This is a genomic window from Stenotrophomonas lacuserhaii (genome assembly GCF_014836545.1).
Classification (GTDB): domain Bacteria; phylum Pseudomonadota; class Gammaproteobacteria; order Xanthomonadales; family Xanthomonadaceae; genus Stenotrophomonas; species Stenotrophomonas lacuserhaii.
Window position 1 is genome coordinate 493,446 of record NZ_JACSQS010000001.1, and the last position, 21,049, is coordinate 514,494.

A 21,049-nucleotide genomic window follows, 5' to 3' on the forward strand; every position below is an offset into this window, starting at 1 on the left:
GGGGCCGCCTGGCGGGAGGCTGAGATGAGCAACGATATTCTGGCCGGATGCCGGGTGTACGTAGTGGAAGACAACTACCTGCTGGCCCTGAGCGTTTCCGAATTCCTCGAATCGGCAGGCGCCGAGGTACTGGGGGTCACCGGCAAGCTGGCCGAAGCGCAGCGCTACGTTGCCGAGCACGACGACCGGATCGACGCGGTGCTGCTGGATGTGAACCTGCGCAGCGAGATGTCCTACCCTCTGGCCGACCAGCTGGTCGCGCTGGACATCCCGTTCCTGTTCACCACCGGCTACGATGCCGCAGCCATCGATGCACGCTTCGGCGACCACCCGGTGTGCAGCAAGCCGTTCGTTCCGGCCACCCTGTGGGAGATGGTCAGCGCGATCTGCACCCGGCACTGAGCCGGGCGCGGGTCGCGCCGACGTGGTCTCGACGCCACTGCGTGCACCATGGACCGTCCCGACCACAGGTAATGCGATGGCACCGCATTCGACGGCGATCTATCAACTTGACGTTTCCCTGTTCCGTGATGGCTGCGGGAGGGGCTGGGGCACTTTGTCCGGTGTCGTCGAGAAGCTCGACTACCTGCAATGGCTGGGCATCACCCACCTGTGGCTGTTGCCGACCTACCGCAATGGGGGCCGCGACGGTGGCTACGATGTGATCGACCACTGCGCGATCGATCCGCGAATCGGCGATTTCGACAGTTTCGATCTCCTGATCCGGGAAGCCACGCGGCGTGGCATCAGGGTGATCGTGGAGCTGGTCATGCAGCACACCTCCGACCAGCATCCCTGGTTCCTGCAGGCGCGCAGCGGCGACGCGCGGATGGCAGCGCGGTATATCTGGGCGGACTCGCCGCCGGAGCAAGGGCCGGACCCCATGTTTCCCCCGATCGAAGCGTCGGTGTGGAGCTGGGACGCGGATGCCGCGCGGTTCTACCAGCATCGGTTCTACCGGCATGAACCCGATCTGGAGCTGGCCAATGCCGAGGTGCGCGAAGAGATGGGACGCATCATCGCCTTCTGGCTGGACAAAGGCGTGGCAGGTTTCCGCGTCGACGCGGTGCCCTACATGGTGGAACGCGCGGCCCTCGCCGACCCGCGCGACGAAGGCCGCTGGCTGCTGGAGCTGATGCGCGGACAGGCGGCCGCGCACCACGATGCGCCCATCCTCATCGGCGAAGCCGACGTGGAGGCGGGTGAGTATGGGCAGTACCTGGACCACGGACGGCGCCTGTCCCATCTGCTTGATTTCCACCTCAACAACCATCTGTTCCTGGCGTTCGCGCTGGAGGACGCCAGCCAGATCACCTCGACCCTGGCCGAGTACAACGCCGATGCGCCGGCACGTTCGCGGCTGGCGTGGTTGCGCAACAACGACGAACTGGACCTGGAGCAGCTGAGTCCCGAAGAACGCGCCTGCGTGATGGCCCGGTTTGCACCCGAACCGGGCATGCGTGTCTACGAGCGCGGCATCCGGCGCCGGCTGGCCCCGATGTTCGATCACGACGTGGACGCACTGGCGATGGCCCACGCCGTGCTGCTTTCGCTGGGCCAGGTGCCGGTGCTGCGCTATGGCGATGAGATCGGCCTGGGCGATGACCTGCGCCTTCCCGAGCGCGATGCCGTGCGCGTGCCGATGCAGTGGGCCCCTGGCCCGCGGGCCGGCTTCAGCGATGGCCCCGCACCGCCCTGGCGCGCTGCGCTGTCCAGTCATGACCGCGGCCTGGCCAGCGATGCGGTCAATGTGCAGGCGCAACGCGACGACCCGGATTCGCTGCTTGGTCGCGTGCGTGAACTGCTGCAGGCGCGCCGTTCGCTGCCATGGCTGGAACAGGACGCCGAAGCGCTGCCCGGCCTGCCGCGTTCCATCCTCGGGCTGCGCTTCCGCAGCGGCGACAGTGCCTTGCTGACCCTGGTCAACGTGGGTCGCACGCCCCATCGCCTGCACCTGGCCGAGGCAACCGACGCGCGCCCAGTGGTCCTGCGCGGCGCGGATGTCGAGGAGCAGACCGTGGTGCTGGCCGGCTACGGCTACGCCTGGCTGCTGGTGGACAGCGGCGGGAGCTGAAGGGCAGGCAGCACCTGGGTCGCGAAGTCGTCGATGAAACGTTCCTGTTCGAGGTTGACGTTGTGCAGGTACAAGCGCTGGAAACCCATGTCCAGGTAGCCCTGCAAGGCCTCACGATGCACGCCGGGATCGTGGGAGACGATCACCCGCTCGGTGAGCCGTTCATCGCTCACCTGCTGGCCGAGCTGTTCATAGGCTTCCGGCTGGCTGAGCTGTTCACTCTGTTCGGCGCTCAGCACGTTCTGGCGCCACTGCTCGCGCGCCCCGGCGAGCGCGGCGTCATAGCTGCGCGCATAGGAAAGCTTGACCTGCAGGTACAACGGTTTGCCCGCGCCGCCTCCTGCTTCGAAGGCGCGCACTACCGCGCGCAGCTCGTCCATCGGCATGCTGGTGGTGATCAGCCCATCGGCCCAGCCGCCCAGCCAGTGGGCGGTTTCCGGGGTCAGCGCAGCGCCCAGCAAGGGGATCGGGGTGGCAGGCCGGCTGTACAGTCGCGCCTCGCGCACGTGCACGCCCTCTTCGCCATCGAAGCAGACCTTGTCGCCGGCCCAAAGGCGGCGGATCACCTCTGCGGACGCGCGCAGGCGCGCGTTGCGGATGGCCTTGCTCGGCCAGGGCTGCCCGGTGATCGCCTCGTTCAGGGCCTCCCCGCTGCCCACTGCCAGCCACACCAGGGTGGGCGCGAACTGTTCCAGCGTCGCCACCGCCTGTGCCACCACGGCGGGATGGTAGCGCCCGGACGGGCACGTCACCATGCCCAACGATACCGGCACCTGGCCGAGCAGCGCCCCGGCCCATGCCCAAGCCTGGCCGGACTGACCCTGGCGGCGCGACCAGGGATGGAAATGATCCGAGCACATCACCGCACCGAACCCACTGTCCACCGCGCGCCCTGCAAGGGCCAGCAGGCTGGCGGGGGCGAACTGCTCATGCGAGGCATGGAATCCAATCACGGCGCGCTCCTGTACGTTTGACACGATTGCAACAGGGCACGATTTAAAACCGCGTCATGAACATGCCAAAAGAATGCATCGGCCATCGCCGCTGGGCGATCGCCGAAGGGTACATCCCGGGCTGGAGCAACGGCCCACAGCCGGCGCTGGAAAGTCACGAAACCTGCTGCATCCTCAATACCTGTGAACGACCTGCACAGGTCGAACTGTGGTTGTACTTCGAGGACCGCGAACCGGCGGGGCCGTATCGCGTCGAGGTGCCGGCGCAACGCACGCGCCATGTCCGCTTCAACGACCTGGACGATCCGATGCAGGTGCCGCGCGAAACGCCGTTCGCCACCCTCATCCACTCCAGCGAACCGATCATCGTGCAGCACACGCGGCTGGATTCGCGGCAGGCGGAAAATGCGCTGATGACGACCATCGCTCACCCGCTGTGACACCGCACTGACACCGCATCGGCAGGTCATTTACGGGCGAGCGCGCAGCATCGGTATCTCCTTTCACCGCACTGGAGAACGCGATGTCCCTCCCCGACTACCCACGCCCCCCTTTCAAGCCGCAGCAGCAGGGTTTCCCCGGCAAAACCGGACCGATGGAACCCACCCCGGACCACGGCGAGACCACCTACCAGGGCCATGGCCTGCTCGCCGGCAAGCGGGCCTTGATCACCGGTGGCGACAGTGGCATCGGCGCGGCGGTGGCCATCGCCTTTGCCCGCGAAGGGGCGGACGTGGCCATCGCCTACCTTCCCGACGAACAGGCCGATGCCGAACGCATCGGCGCGCTGATCGAAGAGGCGGGGCGCAAGGCGCTGCTCGCACCGTGTGACATCAGTGACCCTGCCCAGGCCGAGCAGCTTGTGGACCGGGTGGTCAAGGAGCTCGGCGGACTGGACGTGCTGGTCAACAACGCCGCGTACCAGCGCTATTTCGAGAGCTTCGACGAGATCACCCTGGAGGAATGGAAGCGCACCTTCGATACCAACGTGCACGCAGTGTTCAACCTGGTGCGACTCGCGGTGCCGCATCTGCAGAACGGGGGCAACGTCATCAACACCGCCTCGGTGAACTCCAAGAAACCGACCCCGAACATCCTTCCCTACTCTGCCACCAAGGGCGCGGTGGCCAATCTCACGATCGGGCTGGCCGGCCTGCTCGCGGACAAGCAGATCCGCGTCAATGCGGTGCTGCCCGGTCCGATCTGGACGCCCTTCATCCCTGCCGGCATGGCGGCCGAGGAAGTCGAGAGCTTCGGCTCGCAGACGCCATTCGGCCGGCCGGGCCAGCCGGCTGAACTGGCCTCGGCCTATGTGATGCTGGCCTGCGACGGTGCCAGCTACACCTCCGGCGCGCTGCTCACCGTGTCCGGCGGCGCCGTGACACTGTGATGGAGCGTTGGCACGCGCTTCGCTCCGCGTTGCCAACCTGGCTGGACGAATGGCTGGACGTGGTCGTCCCGGTCAGCGAGTTGCTGCTGATCGGGACGTGTGCGTGGCTGCTGGTGCGCTTCGTCGCGATGACTGCGCGCACGATGGCCAGCCGATACGAGTTCCCGCCCGCGTATGCCGTCGGCGCGCGTCGTATCGCTGCCACGCTGGTCTATGCGGCCGCCCTGCTGCTGGCGCTGGAGCGGCTGGACGTCTCCGCACGCGTGTTGTGGAGTGCGTTGACCGGCTTCGCCGCCGTGGGGGCGGTCGCGTTTTTTGCCGCGTGGAGCGTCCTGTCCAACATCTTCTGTTCGTTCCTGATCTTCGCGACCAAGCCGTTCCGGCTGTATGACCAGATCGAGGTCATCGACAGCCCGGACAAACCCGGGATACGTGGACGCGTGGTCGACATCAATCTCATCTACACCACCCTGCAGGACAGCAACCCGGCATCGCAGAACTGCCTGTTGAAGGTGCCCAATTCGCTGTTCTTCCAGCGCATGATGCGGCTCTGGCATTGAGTCCGCGCCGCCAGGACATCGAGGAACTCCATGACCCCGCTCGACAAGCCACTGCGCCGTGAACTGCAGGTCGGTGCCGATGCGTTCACCCTCACCATCGACCCGGATGGCCTGAAACTGGTGCGCAAGGGGAAACGCAACGGCATCGTGCTGCGCTGGGAGGAGCTGGTCAACGGTGATGCCGCGCTGGCCAAGGCCCTGCAGGCATCGCTGCAGACGCAGTGACCGCTGCGGAGCCCGCGTGCTGCACAGCCAGGCTCAGCGCCCCTTTTCCGTCGTGCCGCGCGAGGTGGCATTCTCCCCCGCAGGCTGCGGCATCAGTTGGCCGGAGGGCGCGCCGTGCTGTGCGTGGCGGTGGCCGGAAGGGTCTTCGATCTGGACGACCTGGCCGCGCTGCCAGGCATCGGCACCTGGATCGATCGGCGGCGAGGGAATATCGGCGCGCGCCGCCCTGCGCTCTCCGCTGTCGATGCCGATCCGCTGATCACGCGCCGCCAGCATGGCCTGGTCGATCTGGCCGTCAGCGGTAAACCCCATCATCAGCTGGGGCATGCCCCGCGGCAGGTCCTTGTCCAGGTCGGTATGCCAGGTGTGCCAGGTCTTGCCATAGGTGCCTACGAGTTTCTCCATCAGCGCATGCTCGGCCGGGGCGGGGATGCCGGGCGCCACCAGCTGGCCCGATTTCACTTCGTGCACGTGGCTGTGCCAGAGTTTCTTCTCCGGCTCGGGCAGGCTGCCGAACAACGCCGCGCTGATGATGTACTCCACGCCCATCAACTTGGCGTCGCGGACATTGCCATCGTAGATGGTGCACTGGATGACGTCCTCGTTGAGGATGCTGCAGTAATGGTGCGCTTCCATCTGCCCTGCCGGGTGCCCATTGTAGAAATGAAAACCGTCGAGGTAGGCGTTTATCGCTTCGATCGGCGGGCGGTCCTGCAGCAGCGCCGCACCCGCGTCCAGTGCCTTGGTGGTCGGCGCCGCCTCGGCCCCGGGCGCCTGCACGCTGGAGGAGGTGGTGCCCCCACCGCAGGCGGCCAGCGCGAGCACGGCAGTAGCGTTGAGGAAAGCAATGCGCATGGAATACCCCTTGTGCTTGATGGAAGGGCGGGCAGCTGCAGTCAGTCGTCCTGCGCCCACCGTGAAAGGTTCTGCTGGAGCGTGTCGATGCCGGCCCATGGATCCTTGCGGCGTCGTTTCAGCCGGGCGGGTACATCTCGGAGGGTGAAACTGTCGGCGCGCTTCAGCCTGGGCAGCTCGTTCCAGGAGATGGGGAGTGCCACCGGCGCGCCCGGCCGGCCGCGCAGCGAATAGGACGAGACCGCCGTCGCACCGCGTCCGTTGCGGAGATAGTCCACGAAGATCCGCCTGTTGCGCAGGCGCTTGCTTGAGGTGGCCAGGAAACGATCGGGCTCGGATCGGGCAAGCGCGTCGGCGAACCCGTGCGCGAAGCGCTTGGTGAGGTCCCAATCGCAGCCCGGGTGCAACGGCACCACCACGTGCAACCCCTTGCCGCCGGACACCCGCAGGAAGGATTCCAGCTCCAGCTGCTGCAGCAGCCTGCGGATGTCGGTGGCGGCTTTCTTGACCTCCGAAAAAGGCACGTCCGGGCCCGGGTCGAGGTCGAATACCACGCGATCGGCCTGATCGGGCGAGGCAGCATGGCTGCCCCATGGATGGAACTCCAGCGCGTTGAACTGCACCAGCTCCAACACGCTGGCCGCATCTTCCACGACCAGGTAGTGCGCATTGACGCCGGTGTCCTCCTTCAGCCGCACCGAGCCCACGCGCTCCAGGCCGGTGGTGTGGTGCTTCTGGAAGAAACACGGCTTCGAGGTCCCCGAGGGGCAGCGGATGATCGACAACGGACGCCCGATGATTTCCGGCAGCAGGTGGTCCATCACGGCGGTGTAGTAGTCCCAGACCTCCTGCTTGGTCGCCTCGATATCCGGAAAGATCACCTTGGTCGGGCTGGACAGCGCCGGCGACGCATTGGCCGCCCGCCCCGCAGGCGGCGCCGTGGCCACGGCACTGCCTTGGCCATGGTCGCTGCTGGCGAGGTCTGAAACGTTCTTGTCCGGCCGCACCGCCTTCAGCGATGCCTGGCGCAGCAGCTGCTGGCCACCGATCCCCCGATAGAACACCTCCACCACGAAGCGCGGCGGAAACCACGTGGCCCCGCGCAGATCGGTCTCGGTGGTCGGTACGTACGCGGTTGGCTGCTTGCCGCCCCCCTGCCCCATCATCGCGCTGAGCTCGCTGATCTGGCTGTCGGTGAAGCCCGAGCCCACCCGACCGGCGTACACCCAGCCATGGCGCGCGTCAGGCCTCGCCAGCAGCAGCGAACCGAATCCGGTCCGGCTCCCCTTCGGCGCCGTGTAGCCCACCACGGCAAACTCGTCGCTGGCCAACTGCTTGGTCTTGCGCCAGTCCTCGCTACGCCCTGCCTGGTAGCCGCGGTCGGCGCGCTTGGAAATGATGCCTTCGAAGTGCTGCTCACCGGCCAGGCGGTATGCCGTGTCACCGTCGCCGGCGATGTGCGAACTCAACGCCAGGTGCGGCGGCGGATCGGCCAGCAGTTCCTGCAGCAACGCCTTGCGCTGCAGAAGCGGCGCATCGGTGACATCCACCCCGTCCAGATGCAGCAGGTCGAACAGCACATAGGACAGCGCACCTTGGCGCTCGCCGGACAGCGTGGCCTGCAGCAGGTTGAAGTCCTCCTTGGTGCCGCCGCCCGCGATCAGCTCACCATCCAGCGCCGCCGACGTCACCCCGAGCGCGGCCACCGCCTCGCGGATCTCGGGCAGCTTCCCGGTCCAGTCCAACGCGTTGCGCGACCACAGCCGCACCTCGCCATCGGCCACGGTCGCCAATATCCGGTAGCCATCCCATTTGATTTCGTGGACCCACTGGTCTCCTGCTGGCGGATGATCGCCAAGCCTGGCCAACTGTGGCTGGAACGGCCCTTCCGGCGCCTCGGCCTTGCGCGCCCCGGCCAGCCGCAGCGCTTTTCCGGACCACCCACCCCGGCGCGACCGCGCGCTCACCGATACCGCCGTCAGCCGACGCTTGACAGACTTGCCACTACCGGCGCGCTTGAGGTCGGCGGCAGGTGCCGCCGTGACGTCGGCTAGCAGGTCGTCCGCCTCGACATCGCCGGCATAGGCATCGTCCTCCTTGAACAGCAGCCACTGTGGCTGCCGCGCCGGCTTGCCGGAGCGCACCAGATGCCAGCCGCCCTTGAGCTTGGTGCCGAACAGTTCGAATCGCAAGTGGCCCTTCGCCAGCTGTGCCTCCGGGTCGCCGCGGGTGGACCACACGCCGTGGTCGAACTGCGCCACGTGCCCGCCTCCGTACTCGCCCTTGGGTATCTCTCCTTCGAACCCGGCATAGTCAACCGGATGATCCTCCACTTCCACCGCCATCCGCTTCACGCGCGGATCGTAGCTGGGCCCTTTAGGCACCGCCCAGCTCTTCAACACGCCGCCGATCTGCAGCCGGAAGTCATAGTGGCGCCTGCTCGCATGATGCAGCTGGACGACGAAGATGGCCCGCTGGCCGGCCGGCACTTTCTTGCCCGGCTCCGGCTCCCGGGTCCGGCCGAAGCTCCGCTTGCGCTGGTACTCGCTCAGCGACATCCGGAGCGGCCTAGCGGCGAAGGTGCGTGCGCACGGCCTCGGCGGTCGGTCCCACCGCCTTGACGGCCGCCTCGAGCGCTTCGCGGCTGACGCCCAGCGTCCGGGTCCAGTACTGGACCTCGTAGTCCTCGTTGACGTTGATCCGGTCGCGGTCGGGGCTGCCGGTCTGCTGCTTGTCGTCACTCATGTCGATCTCCGTCTGAAGCTGAGGTCCGTCGAGCATCGTTCCGCCGCGGTAGCCGGGACGAGAGCGCCACGTGAGCCCGGAAACAAGAATCCGTTGCTGGAAGTGAAGAAAACGCGGCACCCACGCAACCCTCACGTTTCTCTTCGCACCCGCATGACGAGCCGCATACACCTGCGTGCCTAGGCTCGGAGTCTCTGTTCACCCAATCCAACACGGAGCTTTCGATGGCTATCAAAACCGCTGAAGACCTTTTCATCCACGAACTGTCGGATATCTACAGCGCGGAAAAGCAGTTGACCAAAGCGCTGCCGCGCCTGGCACGCGCCGCCACCAACCCCGATCTTGCCGCCGCGTTCGAAACCCACCTGGAAGAAACACAGGGCCAGATCGAGCGCCTGGACCAGGTGGTGGAGGTGCTGGGCATCCGCCTGAAGCGCATCAAGTGCGCCGCGATGGAGGGCCTAGTGGAAGAAGGCAAGGAAGTGATCGACGGCATCGAGAAAGGCCCGGTGCGTGACGCTGCCCTGATCGGCGGCGCGCAGAAGGTCGAGCACTACGAGATCGCCTCCTACGGCACGATCGCAGCGCTGGCCAAGCAGCTCGGCTACAAGGATGCCCTGCCGCTTCTGCTGGAGACGCTGGAGGAGGAAAAGGCCACCGACGAAAAGTTGACGATGCTGGCCAAGTCCGGCGGCAATGCCGAGGCCGCAGCCGCCTGAGACCCGACCGCCTGCCAGGAGACCACCATGCAACCCGATCATGATCCGGCACACGAACCCGCTCGGCAGGCAGAGCCCTCTGCCGATGACCAGCGCGCCACCGAGAATGCCGGATACAACCAGCGCGGCCATGGCAAAGGCGGCAAGCTCGGCGAAGGAGAGCCTGACGGCAAGGCCGAGCGCGATGGCAGTACGCAGCCGAACTTCGGCCAAGCCGGCAGTTGGGGCAAGACCCCCGATCCAGAGCCCTGACCTGGGGCGGCACTGCGGTGCCGCCCTCCTGTCGAGGTGGCCACGTGTCGAAGTGAGCACGTGGCCGATGGTGAAATCAACCAGACCGGGTGTATCGGCATGTGGAAACGAAACGGCCTGTCCATCGTATTGTTCGCGCTCCTGCTGTGCTTCCTGGGAGGGCAGGTGTGGACAGGCTTCCTGGACCATAACCAGGAGCTCGCCGAGCTCCACCGCCCCGCAATGGGCCTCTGGGACTATCTCCACAGCGGTCACTTCATCAGCGCTACCTTCGAGAACTGGGAAAGCGAATTCCTGCAGATGGGCATGTACGTCCTGTTGACGGTAAGCCTGCGGCAGAAGGGATCGGCCGAATCGCGGCCGCTCTCCCATGCAGAAGAACACGAGCGTATCGAGCCTGGTCGCACGCCGTGGGCGGTGCGCAAGGGCGGTTTGTGGAAGACCCTGTATGGCCACTCATTGGCCATCGCGTTCATGCTGTTGTTCCTGATGAGCTTCCTGCTGCACCTGGCGGGCAGCTGGCGCGCCGAGGTCGACGACCAGCTGGCGCGCGGCCTGCCGCCGCCTACGTGCTGGGAGCATCTGGCGAGCAGCAGTTTCTGGTTCGAGTCCTTCCAGAACTGGCAGAGTGAGTTCCTTGCCGTGCTGTCGCTGGTGATCCTGACCATCTTCCTGCGCCAGAAAGACTCGCCCCAATCCAAGCCACTGGCTGCTCCGCACAGCCAGACCGGCGACTGAGCGGCGCAGGGACCGAACCGATGCGTACGTCTTCGCCTGCCCTGCTGATCATCGACATGTTCACCCTGTTCGACTTCCCGGACGCTGATCGGCTGAAGCCGGGCGCGGTGCGGGCCGCGCGCCAGATCGCGCAGTTGGCAAAACAGTTCCGCCTGCGCGGTCATCCGGTCATCCACGCCAACGACAACTTCGCCAACTGGCAGCTTGATTTCAAGGAGCTCGTCGATGCCTGCCTGCGCACGCCCGGTGCGTCGTCCACGATCGCGCGCCTGCTGCAGCCCGAGCCGGGGGATTATTTCGTGCTCAAACCCAAGCACTCCGCCTTCCTTGCCACTCCCTTGGTGGTGCTGCTGGCCAAGCTGGGAGTGGACGAGCTGGTGGTAAGCGGCATGACCGCCGAATCCTGCGTCGCAGCCACCTGCTTTGACAGCAATGCGCGGGAATACGACACCGTGGTCGTGCATGAAGCGGTCGCCGGCATCGGTCGAGCCAAGGCGACCGCGCTGCGGCTGCTGGAGGACGGCAAGGCCGCCCGCGTCGTGCCACTGCAGCGTTACCTGGCGCAGTAGGACGCTGAAGGACCAGCCCACTGCGCAGCACACGGATACGCGCTCGATCCGGCCGTCGCGCTCAGGGTACCCCTGCGTCCATCAGGGCGCGCAGATGGAGGATCGCTGTCGCCACACGCGATTGTTCGGCGATGCGCAACGCGCCCTCGCGACTTGCCTCCCCGTGCAGATCGACCAGCATGTCGATCACCCGTTGCCGCTCGTGCAAGGCACGCAGCGCCCGCCATAGTTCGTCGTCGGTGTGGCGTGCCTGGGTCTGGTCCAGCGCGTCCAGGGTGTAGGCGTGTCCGGTATGGCAACGGTAGCGTGGCGGCGCGCTGTCGTCGATGTGCCATAGCACCCCGCCGCAGGCCGGGCAGCTCACTTTGGAGGGGCGACCGATGGCGTCCAGCCCACTCATGTCGTTGCCGGTATCCATGCTGAGGTCATTCTCGTGGCGCACCGCGGCAGGCACTGCCGGCGCGGAGCGGGTGGGTTCGCCGATGGCACGCTGCAGCGTGGCGGCCAGCTGTTCGCCGGGTGTCGTCCAATCGACTGCGACGTGTCGCAACGCACTGCGTGGCATGCTCGGCTCCAGTGCATCGGCCGGATCCTGGACGATGGCCAGCCCGCCGCACGCCTTGATCGCCTGCAGCCCGGCGGTGCCATCGTCCAGCCGGCCGCTCAACACGACCCCGATCACCCGCGGTCCGAAACACGCCGCTGCCGAGCGGAACAACGGATCGATCGCCGGGCGCGCGAGATTCTCCTTGGCACCCCGCGTCAGCCGGATCACGCCGTCGGCCACCAGCATGTGCTGGTCCGGCGGTGCGATCAACAGGGTGCCCGGCTCGATGGCGTCACCGGCCACGGCGTGGCGCACGCGCATCCTGCCGGCACCGGAAAGCAGCTCGGGCAGCACGCTCTGGTGGCTGCCGATATGCCGCACCAGCAGGACGGGCGGAAAGTCGGACGGCAGCAGGGCGGCCAAGCGCGTGAGCACCGGCGTCGCACCCGCCGAGGCTCCGATCACGATGATGTCGCGGTGAATCCGATTGCTGTTCGACATGCCTACCCGCAGGATTTTCTCGTCCTATGCATTATGGTCAATGCCCCCTTCATGGCGGCGTGCAGAAACTCCAGGACGACCGGCCTGTGCACCGCATCACAGAATGAATGCGATCAGGCCATGACCGATTCAGAATGTCCTTTTACAGAAGACACTTTCTTACGGGGCTGCACGCTAGATTTCAGCTCCAAAGGAAGAAAGGAGTCGCCGTTTTGCCAATCCGTGCGTTGGCGTATGCAAGTCAAGCAATACCGGGCCTGAGTATCGAGCGCATCGAGGCTCTTACACGCGATGCCGAACGTTTCAATCTGCAGGCCGATGTCACCGGGGTATTGCTGTTCGACGGCAGCCGTTTCATGCAGTACATCGAGGGGCCTGAGGACAGCTTGTGGAAAGTGTATTCACGCATCCTCGAAGCCAGCAGCCATTGCGAAATGATGGAGCTGGGCCAAGGGCAGATCAGCGGCCGCCGCTTCCCCTACTGGTCCATGCGCATGGTTCCCGCCGGCGAGGCGGACCTGCGTTTCGTGTGCCGGGGTGACTGGACGGGCTTCAGCCGAAGCCGCGGCGATGATGCGCGCACCGGCACGGACCGGCTGGTACGGGTGGTAGCGCCGCACATCGGCTGATGGCCGATGCTGCAGGCTGGCGAGGACAGCATCGGGGGAACACTTGATTTTCTATAAATTCAAACCTGTGGAGCAGCTCGCCCACCTGCTCGATATCGTGGTCAACGAACGGCTCTACTGCGAGCATTACGAAGCGTTGAACGACCCCTTCGAAGGCCAGTTCGCGCGCATGGTCGGCCAGGGTGCGGCGCGGCCGCAGTTCGGCACCGCCCGCGAGCTCGACCGTAACCTGCCCACCCGCATCTGCAGCCTCACCGATCGTTTCGACGATGTGCGGATGTGGTCGCTGTATGCCGGTCGGTTCGCCGGTGTTGCCATCGCGCTGGAGCTCGATCCACAGCGCCTGCCGCTGTACCCGGTGCGTTACACGCGCCGGCTGCCTGCGATCGACGTCGCGGCAGGCGGTGGTGCCGCCTTGCGCGCCCTCACCACCAAGACGTCCCACTGGGCCTATGAGAACGAGTGGCGGCTGCTCAGCCAGGAACGCCATATTCCGGTACCGGGAGCGGTGCTGCAGGTGATCCTTGGCATGCGCATGCCCACCGAGATCATGCAGATCATCGCGCGGGTGGCCCGTCCCCACACGCGGGTGCACATGGCCCGGCTGGACCCGGCCGGCACCTGCATCGTGCGGGGCCAAGCGCTGGAAGCGGGGCTGGTGGAGCGCATCGTCACCTGACCGGCCCGGCCGCTTGCAGCATCGCCAGCAAGCGCTGCACGACTCCGGCGCGCACGTCCTCGGCGATCTTCCCGTTGTACATGCCCTCGTACACCCATAGACCGTCCGCAGCCAGCCGCGCGATGAAGTTGTCCCAGGCCGCCGGATCGGTCTCGCCAGGCCGGGGTGGCGCCGGCGCCCAGCGCGCCATGGCCTCGCTCCAGGGCGCCACGTCGGTATCCGGCTCGACCGATTCAAGCATGAAGATCAGCTCGGCGCGGGTAGCGCTCTGTGCCGAAACCCGCAAGTAGGCCGCGTGCCGTTCGACCGCGCTCGATTCGCTGGCCGGCACCGCGAGCAGCTGCTGCATCGAAGCCTCCCAGCCCTGCACGAGATGCTCGTCGATAGCGCGTAGCAGCGCTTCACGCGAAGGGAAGTGATACAGCAGTCCGCCACGGGTCAGTCCGGATTCGGTGGACACCGATTCGAACGTCACCGCACGCACGCCATCGCGGTTGATCACCCGCACGGCCGCATCGAGGATCCGGGTTCTATTGCTCGTTCTCATGCGATCAATGTACGGCAACCGGTGCGGCTTCGCGGCTGCCGGGCCCGCTGCGGAGCAGCAGCGCGGTGAGCATCGCGCCGATGGCCAGCGCCACCGCAATGACCACCAGCACCCACTGGTATGCGCGGTCATACGCGGCATGTACCGCATCCAGCCACTGCGGCGCGGGAGTGCCGACAGCCTGCAGCGCCTGGCCGATGCCCTCGCGTGCCGCCGCCGGCAACGCAGCGTCGGGCGGCAGGAAGGCGGTGTACAACGCCGCCGCCAGGCTGCCCAGGACCGCCACAGCCAGCAGCCCGCCGAATTCGTAGGCCACCTCTTCCACCGAGGAGGCCATGCCGGCGCGGTCGGCCGGCGCATTGCCGATGATGGCCGTGGACGCCACGGAAATCGTCGCACCCATCCCCACCCCGGTGACTGCCATGCCGGTGATCGCCCATCCCAGTCCGTGGGCAAAGCCCAATGCGACCACCGCCACGCCCAACGCGCCGCACGCCAGGCCGCCACTGATCAATGGCCGCAGGCCGACCCGATGCAGGAACATTCCGCCGAACAGCGCGCTCGGCAGGCTGCCCAGCGCCGCCACCGAGACCAGCAGGCCCGCCTGGAGCGGAGTAAAGCCGGCAATCAGCTGGAAGCGCTGGGTGGTTACCAGTTGCAGCCCAGCGAGCGCGAACAGGGTGAACACCGCCGCGAGCGTGCCGCAGAGGAAGGCCGGATTGCGGAAGATGGCAACGTCCAGCAGCGGATACGGCAGCACGCGCTGGCGGCGCACGAAGGCGGCGGCGGCGATCGACGCCACGCCGGCGGCGATGGCGGCGGTGATCCACGCAGGCGGTGCGGCAATCACCGATTTGATCCCCAGCACCAGACCGGACAATGCCACCAGCGCGAGCAGCGAAGAGGCGAAATCCCAGCGCCGGCTGCCGTCAGGCACGCCTTTCGGCGCCAGTGCGAGCGTGGCGATGAAGGCCAGCACCACCACCGGCACGTTGACCAGGAAGACCGATCCCCACCAGAAACGCGCCAGCAGCACCCCGCCGATGATCGGGCCGAGCGCGGCGCCGATGATCGCCACTGAACCCCAGATGGCGATGGCGATGTTGCGCTCCCGCTCTTCATGGAAGGTCAGCCCGATCAGTGCGAGGGTCGCCGGCATCATCGCGGCGGCACCCACTGCCAGTGCGGCGCGCGCGCCGATCAACTGGCCAGCGGACTGCGAGAACGCCGCCACCAATGACGCCGCGCCGAAAGCGGACAGCCCGATCAGGAACATCCGCCGATGACCGATGCGATCGCCCAGGGTGCCAGCGCCCAGCAACAGGCCGGCCATCACCAACGGATAGGCATTGATGATCCACAGCTGCTGGCTGTCGCTGGCATGCAGTTCGCTGGCCAGGGTGGGCAGCGCGGTGTACAGCACCGAATTGTCCAAGGTGACCAGCAACAGGCCGGCAGCCACGGTGAACAGCAGGCTCCAGCGACGTGCGGGAGACAATGCGGAGGTGGGAGGAGCAGTGGCAGGCAACGACATGGTGATCAGCAAGGCGGTGGCGGGACAGACGTAACTATACCGGACGTCCTGTATAGTTATGCCGATTGGGGCAGCGGCCGTTTATGTGCCAAATGGCGGTCCGGCGCAGGCAGCCGCGCCGGCAAGCGTGTAAAATCGCGTCTTTTGGCCTCCTGACAATGGCGAAACCGTCACTTCGGCCGCCCGTTGCCGGGCCGCCCCTGATCCGCGCACTGCAGCGGCTTGATCCCCCGTCCGCTGCTCCCGAGAGACCTGCCCTGCCTGCGGCGCTGGGCAGCTGGGTCGACTGGAACCGCGCCGTCGCCCTTGCACGGGCACTGGATGGCAGCCTTCCCGAGCTCCCGGAACAGACCGCCGATACCGATGCCGACCGCCTTGCCGAAGAGTGCGCGCGTGCGCGCAGCGCCCACGCCGAGGCCATCCACGCGCTGGTGACCGCACTGGCGCAGCCCATGGCGGCGGCCGAACTGGAGCGGCGGCACGCCGCGCTCCAGCGCGCCCAGCTGACCAGCACCGGCCGCCTGCGCGGCCGCCTGCGCGACGCGCTGGCGCGAACCGGCGAGCAAGGCGCACGCCTGGCCGAGATCGATGCCGTGATGGAGCAGGTGCTGGCCCCGCGCGAGTACCGGCTGCTTAGCCGCCTGCCCGCCAGCTTGGCAGCCTGCCTGCCCACTGTCGCGAGCGCGGACGCCGCCACGAACCCGGACGCCACATCGCCTGCCGTGATGCCCGACTCCCTGCCCGAGCCGTCCTGGCCGCCCGCGCTGCGCGATACCGTGCGCGACCTGCTGCTGGCCGAACTCGACCTCCGTTTCCACCCGATCGACGGGCTGTCCGCCGCCGTCCATCCGCACCGAGCACCGCCCCATGCTGCGTAACGCCCTGCACCTGATCGTCTTCCTCCTCGGACTTGCCGCTGCCGTCTGGATCGGGATCGGCTACATCGGCCACAACACGCTCGGCGCCGCCGTCGCACTGCTCATCGCCGCGTGCTACTGCGTTGGCGGGTGGGAGCTGCTGCAGTTCCGCCGTGCGACCGACGCACTGCTTGGCGCCACCCGCAACGGGGGCGACCGGGAAAACCTGGATGACTGGCTCACGCGCGTGCCCTCCCCCCTGCGCGGGCCGGTGCGGCTGCGCGTGGAAGGCAATCGCAGCGCCCTGCCCGGCCCTGCGCTCACCCCGTACCTGGTCGGCCTGCTGGTGCTGCTGGGCATGCTCGGGACGCTGCTGGGCATGATGGCGACGCTGCGCGGCACCGGCATGGCCCTGCAGAGCGCGACCGACCTGCAGGCCATCCGCGGCTCGCTGGCATCGCCGGTGGAAGGACTGGCCGTAGCGTTCGGCACCTCCATCGCCGGTGTCGCGGCATCGGCCATGCTCGGCCTGCTGTCGGCCCTGCTGCGGCGTGAGCGTCTGGCCGCCGTGCAGCTGCTCGACCAGCACATCCGCACCGACCTGTCGGTGCACGGCCAGGCATGGCAGCGTTCTGAAGGCCTGCGCCTGATGCAGGACCAGGCGGCCGTACTGCCCGCCCTGGTGCAGCAACTGCAGCAGATGGTGGACGGCGTGCAGCAGGCAGCGGCAGGCAGCCACTCACAGCTGGAGGCACGCCAAGAGGCGTTCATGGCACGCCACGATGCGGCGCAGGCGCTTCTGGTCGAACGGCTGGAGCAGTCCCTGCAGCGCGGCGTGCTGACCGGCAGTGAAGCCATCGGCACCACGCTGCAACCGCTGCTGCGCGATGCCCTGGGGAACATTGAGACCACCGCCGCGCGCACCCAGGCCAGTGTCACCGATGCTGTCCAGCGCCAGCTTGATGCGCTGCAGGCATCGTCGCAGACGGTATCCAGCGACCTGCGCGTGCAGTTCGACGCAGCGCTCGGCTCGCAGCAGGCCGCCAACGCAGCGCTTGTCACCGCATTGGGCAGCGCGCTGTCCAGCGTCATCACCAGCCAGCAGGACGGCACGGATCGACTGCTGGGCGAGATCGATGGCCGCTTGCGCGAGCAGGTAGAGCAATTGGGCGCCCATTGGACCACGCTGGCCGAACAGCAGCAGGCTGCAGGCAACGCCGCCAGCGAACGCGACGCGCTTGCGCGTGCCGCGGCGCTGGAGGCGCAGCAAGCCCATGCGCGTGAGCTGGTGACCCAGCTGCAGAACACGCACCAGGCCCTGCTGGAGCGCAGCGCACACGACGACCAGGCACGCCTGCAGCAGTGGTCGCAGGCCTTCACCGCGCTGGCCGAACAGGCCGGTGCGCAGTGGGTCACGCACAGCGAACGGGCCACGGCACAGCAGCAGCACATCAGCGAAACGCTGCAGCAGACCGCGAGCAGCATCGGCGAAGAGGCGCGCCGACAGTCCACCGCCACCATCGCTGAAATCATGCGTCTGCTGGATGCCGCCAGCGAAGCGCCGCGTGCCGCCGCCGAAGTGGTCGCCGAGCTGCGCCAGCGGTTGTCAGAGAGTCTGGTGCGCGATACTGCCTTGCTGGACGAACGCGCCCAGTTGCTGGGTACGGTCGGCAGCCTGATGGAGTCGATCCAGGCCACGTCCAGTGCGCAGCGTAGTGCCGTGGACCAGCTGATCGAAAACGCCGCGGGGCTGATGCAGCACACCGGCGAGCGCTTCGCCGAACAGGTTGACGCCCAGGCGGGCACCCTGCAGGAGCTGGTGGGCAGCGTTGCCGATGCGGCCACCGGCAGCCGCGAACTGGCCGCCGGACTGGAAGGCGCAGTGACCGCGTTCACCGCGACCAGCAGCAGCCTGTCCACTCATCTGCAGCAGCTGGCCGGCGCCCTTGACGCCTCGTTGGCGCGCAGCGATGAGCAGCTGGCCTACTACGTGGCGCAGGCGCGCGAAGTAGTCGACCTGAGCCTGCTGTCGCAGAAGCAGATCACCGATGAATTGCGCCAGCTCGGTAACGGCAGCACCCCGGCAGGGACCGCATGAGCGATCACGACGAACTGGATGGCGACAGCGGCACGCCCATCTGGGCCGCGTTCGGTGATCTGATGTCGGTGCTGCTGGGCGCTTTCGTGCTGATCCTGGTGGGCGTGGTGGCCATGCAGCTGGAGCTGAGCGGGCGACTGGATGCGGAAACCAGACAGCGCCAGGCCGCCGAGCAGACACTGGAGCAGGCCTTGGCCGGACCACTGGCGGGCGGCCGGGTTACGCTGGTGGACGGCCGTATCGGCATCAGCGGCAATGTCCTGTTCGCACTGAATTCCGACCAGTTGCAGCCGGAGGGACGCGAGGTACTGCGCAGCCTGGCCGGCCCCCTGAAGGGCTGGCTGGCGCAGCGCCAGGACATCCTGATGGTCAGCGGTTTCACCGATGACCAGCCGGTGCACGCGCACAACCGGCAGTTCGCCGACAACTGGGAACTGTCCGCCCAGCGATCGCTGACCGTGACGCGCACCTTGATCGCCGAGGGCCTGCCGTCGTCGTCGGTGTTTGCCGCCGCGTTCGGTGCCGAGCAGCCGGTGAGCTCCAACGCCGATGCAGCCGGACGGGCGCGCAACCGCCGCGTGGAAATCGCGCCGATGCCGCGGCCGGGCGCGGAGGAGGCCAACGATGCGCGATGAGCGCACCGGTACAGGGCTGGCCGGACTGGTGCGCCAGCTGGAGGCGGGCTCGGTCTCGCTGCAGCACTATCCGCAGTTGCCGGCGCTGCAGCCGATGCGCGATGCCTGGCAGCAGCTGCATGCCGAAAGCCGCCTGCGTATTGCGCTGGAGCAGACGCCTGCCGAGGGCGGCCCGTTGAATTCGACCGTGCTGGTACATCGCATGCTTGACGCGATGCAGGCCCTGTCACCGGAATACCTGCGGCATTTCATTGCCTACGCCGACACGCTGGCATGGCTGGAACAGCGGCCCCAGCCAACGCCGGCAGCGACCGCAGCGACGCGCAAACGCAAACCGAAGCCCCGGTAGCGACGGCCCGTAGGGTGCCGGTCAGGACGAGCGGCATAGCCATGCTCGGCGGAAAGCCTCTGTCGCGATCGCGCCAGGTGCCGACTGAAGTCGGCACTACCAGATCTCGGAGACGGAGACGGAGACGGATGGACGGTAGCGCCGAGCCATGCTCGGCGGAAAGCCTCCGTCACCAGCGTGGCAGGAACGCCGAGCATGGCTCGGCGCTACCACGAACCACGCGATCAGGCGTCGCGCTGGGCCTGCTTGCGGGTCAGATCACCGAAGCGCGACAGCGACATCAGGTGCTGGTGCACCAGGCCCAGCCAGCCATTGCGGTGCCATGCCAGCACCACGTCGTCGGGCAGCTTCTGGAACTTCTCCACGTCCACCACGTTGAAGCCCTGCAGGGTCAGTTCGCGGCCATTGGGCAGGCGCACATTGGCATTGCGCATCACCAGCAGGTCCTGCTCGATCAGTGCCTTGGAGAAGGCCTGGGTATGGTTGTGGTCGGCGGTGAAGCGGCCGCAGAATTCCATGGCCTGCTGCAGCAGCTCGCTCGGCTTGCCGTCCACGAACAACGCCTCGCCCTCGGTCCCGCCCTTGACGATGCGCTCGGTGCCCTCGTCGAAGCCCAGCACGTAGTTCTGGCTGCCGTCGGTATCGATGAAGATGAAGGGATGACGACGCACGTAGGCCGGTACGTAGGTGTCCGGCTCCCACTGGCCATCAGTGACGAACAGGTTGTCCTCGGTCACGCCGAGGGCGGCCATCGGCACCGCTTCCGGGCCGGCGAACAGAATCGGGAAGTGGTGCAGTGCCAGCGAGAATTCGTTGACGATCAACGGAATCGCATTGGTCTTGGCAGCGAAACCCAGCTTGCCCGGCAGGATGCGCAGGTCGCCGTGGATATCCGACTGCAGCGGCACCGGGCGGCTGTAGAACAAAGGGGAGCCTGCTGCAGGCGCGGTGTCGTTGCCGGTGGTCATCAGAAAGCCATCTCTACTTAACGCGCCAGCCATCCCGGGCGCGAATGCGGGTGGAACATGAAGCCCGCATTATCAACAAGCCACGTGGCAATCACCACCCCGCCGTATCCGCCTTACTTGAGCTGCAGCGGATAACGCTGCCACAGCACGTGCACCAGGAAGCCGGTCAGCTCCGGATCCTTGCCCCTGATCGCGCCACGGATCTTGTCCAGCAGCACCATGTCCGAGCATTTGCGCACGTCGGCGTGGTTGGCCTGGCCCGCACGGCGCGCACGATAACGGGCGGCACGCTGCGCATCGCTCATCGCGTACCCGAATTTCGGCGGCCTGCCCCGCTTGCGCGGGAGCGCCAGTTCGAACGTGCCGGGGTCTTTGTCGTCGCGCATGCGGAAGTAGAGCGGAAAACGGCCGCGCACTTTATCGTGAGGCATCACTTTAATCCAGTCTTTTCGAACGAAAAGTGCTGTTTTTCTGCATCGCGGGCCGCAAGCCTCGCCCAGAAAACGCTGCTTGCGCGACGTTGGCAGCGGCTCCTGCCGCTGCCTTCGGCACTACCGCTTCATGTCTGCGGCCACCGGGACCTGTCAGGGGGTCGGGCGGGGGGGGGGGGGGGGGGGGGGGGGGG

The 21,049-nt window shown here is 67.0% G+C and carries 24 protein-coding genes and 1 pseudogene; 16 read left to right on the forward strand and 9 right to left on the reverse strand.

The window, feature by feature from the left end:
- The first annotated feature begins 24 nt into the window (after positions 1-24).
- Together H9654_RS02310 and H9654_RS02315 are read left to right on the forward strand one after the other, a co-directional pair.
- Positions 25-402, forward strand: a complete 378-nt coding sequence (locus H9654_RS02310; RefSeq protein WP_157825056.1) for a response regulator — start codon at positions 25-27, stop codon at positions 400-402.
- Positions 403-478: 76 nt separating this feature from the next.
- Positions 479-2,074, forward strand: a complete 1,596-nt coding sequence (locus tag H9654_RS02315) for an alpha-amylase family glycosyl hydrolase (protein ID WP_191768690.1) — start codon at positions 479-481, stop codon at positions 2,072-2,074.
- Here the strand turns inward: H9654_RS02315 and H9654_RS02320 are convergent.
- A complete protein-coding gene (locus tag H9654_RS02320) occupies positions 2,038-3,027 on the reverse strand; it encodes a TIGR03885 family FMN-dependent LLM class oxidoreductase (protein ID WP_191768692.1) in 990 nt (329 codons plus the stop codon). The two genes, H9654_RS02315 and H9654_RS02320, sit on opposite strands and share 37 nt — an antisense overlap.
- 56 nt (positions 3,028-3,083) lie before the next feature.
- On the opposite strand from H9654_RS02320, the gene H9654_RS02325 reads away from it, so the two are divergent.
- The 4 genes from H9654_RS02325 to H9654_RS02340 all read left to right on the forward strand — a co-directional run bounded on the left by H9654_RS02325 (position 3,084) and on the right by H9654_RS02340 (position 5,202).
- Positions 3,084-3,467, forward strand: coding sequence for a sensory rhodopsin transducer (locus H9654_RS02325; RefSeq protein WP_191768694.1), 384 nt, complete (start codon positions 3,084-3,086; stop codon positions 3,465-3,467).
- Between the two features lie 83 nt (positions 3,468-3,550).
- A complete protein-coding gene (locus H9654_RS02330) occupies positions 3,551-4,417 on the forward strand; it encodes an SDR family oxidoreductase (protein WP_191768696.1) in 867 nt (288 codons plus the stop codon).
- Positions 4,417-4,977 (forward strand): mechanosensitive ion channel domain-containing protein, encoded by a 561-nt coding sequence (locus H9654_RS02335; protein ID WP_191768698.1) that lies wholly within the window; start codon positions 4,417-4,419, stop codon positions 4,975-4,977. Before H9654_RS02330 ends, H9654_RS02335 begins: the two co-directional genes overlap by 1 nt.
- Positions 4,978-5,007: 30 nt before the next feature.
- The gene (locus tag H9654_RS02340; RefSeq protein WP_101100482.1) at positions 5,008-5,202 is read left to right on the forward strand and encodes a hypothetical protein; all 195 of its coding nucleotides are present in this window, start codon (positions 5,008-5,010) and stop codon (positions 5,200-5,202) included.
- 33 nt (positions 5,203-5,235) lie between these two features.
- Here H9654_RS02340 and H9654_RS02345 read toward each other — a convergent pair whose 3' ends face one another.
- The 3 genes from H9654_RS02345 to H9654_RS02355 are packed head-to-tail and all read right to left on the reverse strand — an operon-like array spanning position 5,236 to position 8,802.
- On the reverse strand, positions 5,236-6,057 hold the full coding sequence (locus H9654_RS02345) for an OBAP family protein (RefSeq protein WP_191768700.1): 822 nt from the start codon (positions 6,055-6,057) through the stop codon (positions 5,236-5,238).
- Between the two features lie 41 nt (positions 6,058-6,098).
- Entirely contained in the window at positions 6,099-8,615 is a 2,517-nt protein-coding gene (ligD, locus tag H9654_RS02350; protein WP_191768702.1) for a DNA ligase D, read from the reverse strand.
- Positions 8,616-8,625: 10 nt separating this feature from the next.
- Positions 8,626-8,802, reverse strand: coding sequence for a DUF3606 domain-containing protein (locus H9654_RS02355; RefSeq protein WP_182655997.1), 177 nt, complete (start codon positions 8,800-8,802; stop codon positions 8,626-8,628).
- A 224-nt stretch (positions 8,803-9,026) separates the two neighbouring features.
- On the opposite strand from H9654_RS02355, the gene H9654_RS02360 reads away from it, so the two are divergent.
- The 4 genes and pseudogenes from H9654_RS02360 (at position 9,027) to H9654_RS02375 (ending at position 11,080) form a co-directional block, all read left to right on the forward strand.
- Entirely contained in the window at positions 9,027-9,521 is a 495-nt protein-coding gene (locus H9654_RS02360) for a YciE/YciF ferroxidase family protein (protein WP_101100479.1), read from the forward strand.
- A gap of 27 nt (positions 9,522-9,548) precedes the next feature.
- Positions 9,549-9,752: pseudogene (locus tag H9654_RS02365) on the forward strand (hypothetical protein); the annotation flags it as partial.
- A gap of 120 nt (positions 9,753-9,872) precedes the next feature.
- Positions 9,873-10,511, forward strand: coding sequence for a DUF6766 family protein (locus tag H9654_RS02370; protein WP_191768704.1), 639 nt, complete (start codon positions 9,873-9,875; stop codon positions 10,509-10,511).
- A 20-nt stretch (positions 10,512-10,531) separates the two neighbouring features.
- Positions 10,532-11,080, forward strand: a complete 549-nt coding sequence (locus H9654_RS02375; RefSeq protein ID WP_191768706.1) for a cysteine hydrolase family protein — start codon at positions 10,532-10,534, stop codon at positions 11,078-11,080.
- Between the two features lie 61 nt (positions 11,081-11,141).
- Here the strand turns inward: H9654_RS02375 and H9654_RS02380 are convergent, their stop codons facing one another.
- The gene (locus H9654_RS02380; protein ID WP_191768708.1) at positions 11,142-12,128 is read right to left on the reverse strand and encodes a chemotaxis protein CheB; all 987 of its coding nucleotides are present in this window, start codon (positions 12,126-12,128) and stop codon (positions 11,142-11,144) included.
- 212 nt (positions 12,129-12,340) lie between these two features.
- On the opposite strand from H9654_RS02380, the gene H9654_RS02385 reads away from it, so the two are divergent.
- Entirely contained in the window at positions 12,341-12,757 is a 417-nt protein-coding gene (locus H9654_RS02385; RefSeq protein WP_182656151.1) for a BLUF domain-containing protein, read from the forward strand.
- 43 nt (positions 12,758-12,800) lie between these two features.
- Positions 12,801-13,436, forward strand: coding sequence for a DUF2971 domain-containing protein (locus H9654_RS02390; RefSeq protein WP_157825054.1), 636 nt, complete (start codon positions 12,801-12,803; stop codon positions 13,434-13,436).
- Here the strand turns inward: H9654_RS02390 and H9654_RS02395 are convergent.
- Positions 13,429-13,983, reverse strand: a complete 555-nt coding sequence (locus H9654_RS02395) for a TetR/AcrR family transcriptional regulator (protein ID WP_191768710.1) — start codon at positions 13,981-13,983, stop codon at positions 13,429-13,431. The genes H9654_RS02390 and H9654_RS02395 overlap by 8 nt on opposite strands.
- Before the next feature lie 4 nt (positions 13,984-13,987).
- The gene (locus tag H9654_RS02400; RefSeq protein WP_191768712.1) at positions 13,988-15,517 is read right to left on the reverse strand and encodes an MFS transporter; all 1,530 of its coding nucleotides are present in this window, start codon (positions 15,515-15,517) and stop codon (positions 13,988-13,990) included.
- Between the two features lie 158 nt (positions 15,518-15,675).
- On the opposite strand from H9654_RS02400, the gene H9654_RS02405 reads away from it, so the two are divergent.
- Genes H9654_RS02405 through H9654_RS02420 form a run of 4 tightly spaced genes read left to right on the forward strand, consistent with a single transcriptional unit; the run spans position 15,676 to position 19,456 of the window.
- Entirely contained in the window at positions 15,676-16,395 is a 720-nt protein-coding gene (locus H9654_RS02405; RefSeq protein ID WP_191768714.1) for a DUF3348 family protein, read from the forward strand.
- Positions 16,385-18,472: a hypothetical protein gene (locus tag H9654_RS02410; RefSeq protein WP_191768719.1), complete on the forward strand. Its 2,088-nt coding sequence runs from the start codon at positions 16,385-16,387 to the stop codon at positions 18,470-18,472. Before H9654_RS02405 ends, H9654_RS02410 begins: the two co-directional genes overlap by 11 nt.
- Positions 18,469-19,107, forward strand: a complete 639-nt coding sequence (locus tag H9654_RS02415; protein WP_191768721.1) for an OmpA family protein — start codon at positions 18,469-18,471, stop codon at positions 19,105-19,107. The genes H9654_RS02410 and H9654_RS02415 overlap by 4 nt, the downstream gene beginning before the upstream one ends.
- Positions 19,097-19,456, forward strand: coding sequence for a DUF2894 domain-containing protein (locus H9654_RS02420; RefSeq protein WP_191768722.1), 360 nt, complete (start codon positions 19,097-19,099; stop codon positions 19,454-19,456). Before H9654_RS02415 ends, H9654_RS02420 begins: the two co-directional genes overlap by 11 nt.
- Before the next feature lie 224 nt (positions 19,457-19,680).
- Here the strand turns inward: H9654_RS02420 and H9654_RS02425 are convergent, their stop codons facing one another.
- Together H9654_RS02425 and H9654_RS02430 are read right to left on the reverse strand one after the other, a co-directional pair.
- Positions 19,681-20,424, reverse strand: coding sequence for a SapC family protein (locus H9654_RS02425; RefSeq protein ID WP_191768724.1), 744 nt, complete (start codon positions 20,422-20,424; stop codon positions 19,681-19,683).
- Positions 20,425-20,537: 113 nt separating this feature from the next.
- Positions 20,538-20,810, reverse strand: a complete 273-nt coding sequence (locus tag H9654_RS02430; RefSeq protein WP_042612942.1) for a hypothetical protein — start codon at positions 20,808-20,810, stop codon at positions 20,538-20,540.
- Positions 20,811-21,049: the final 239 nt, after the last annotated feature.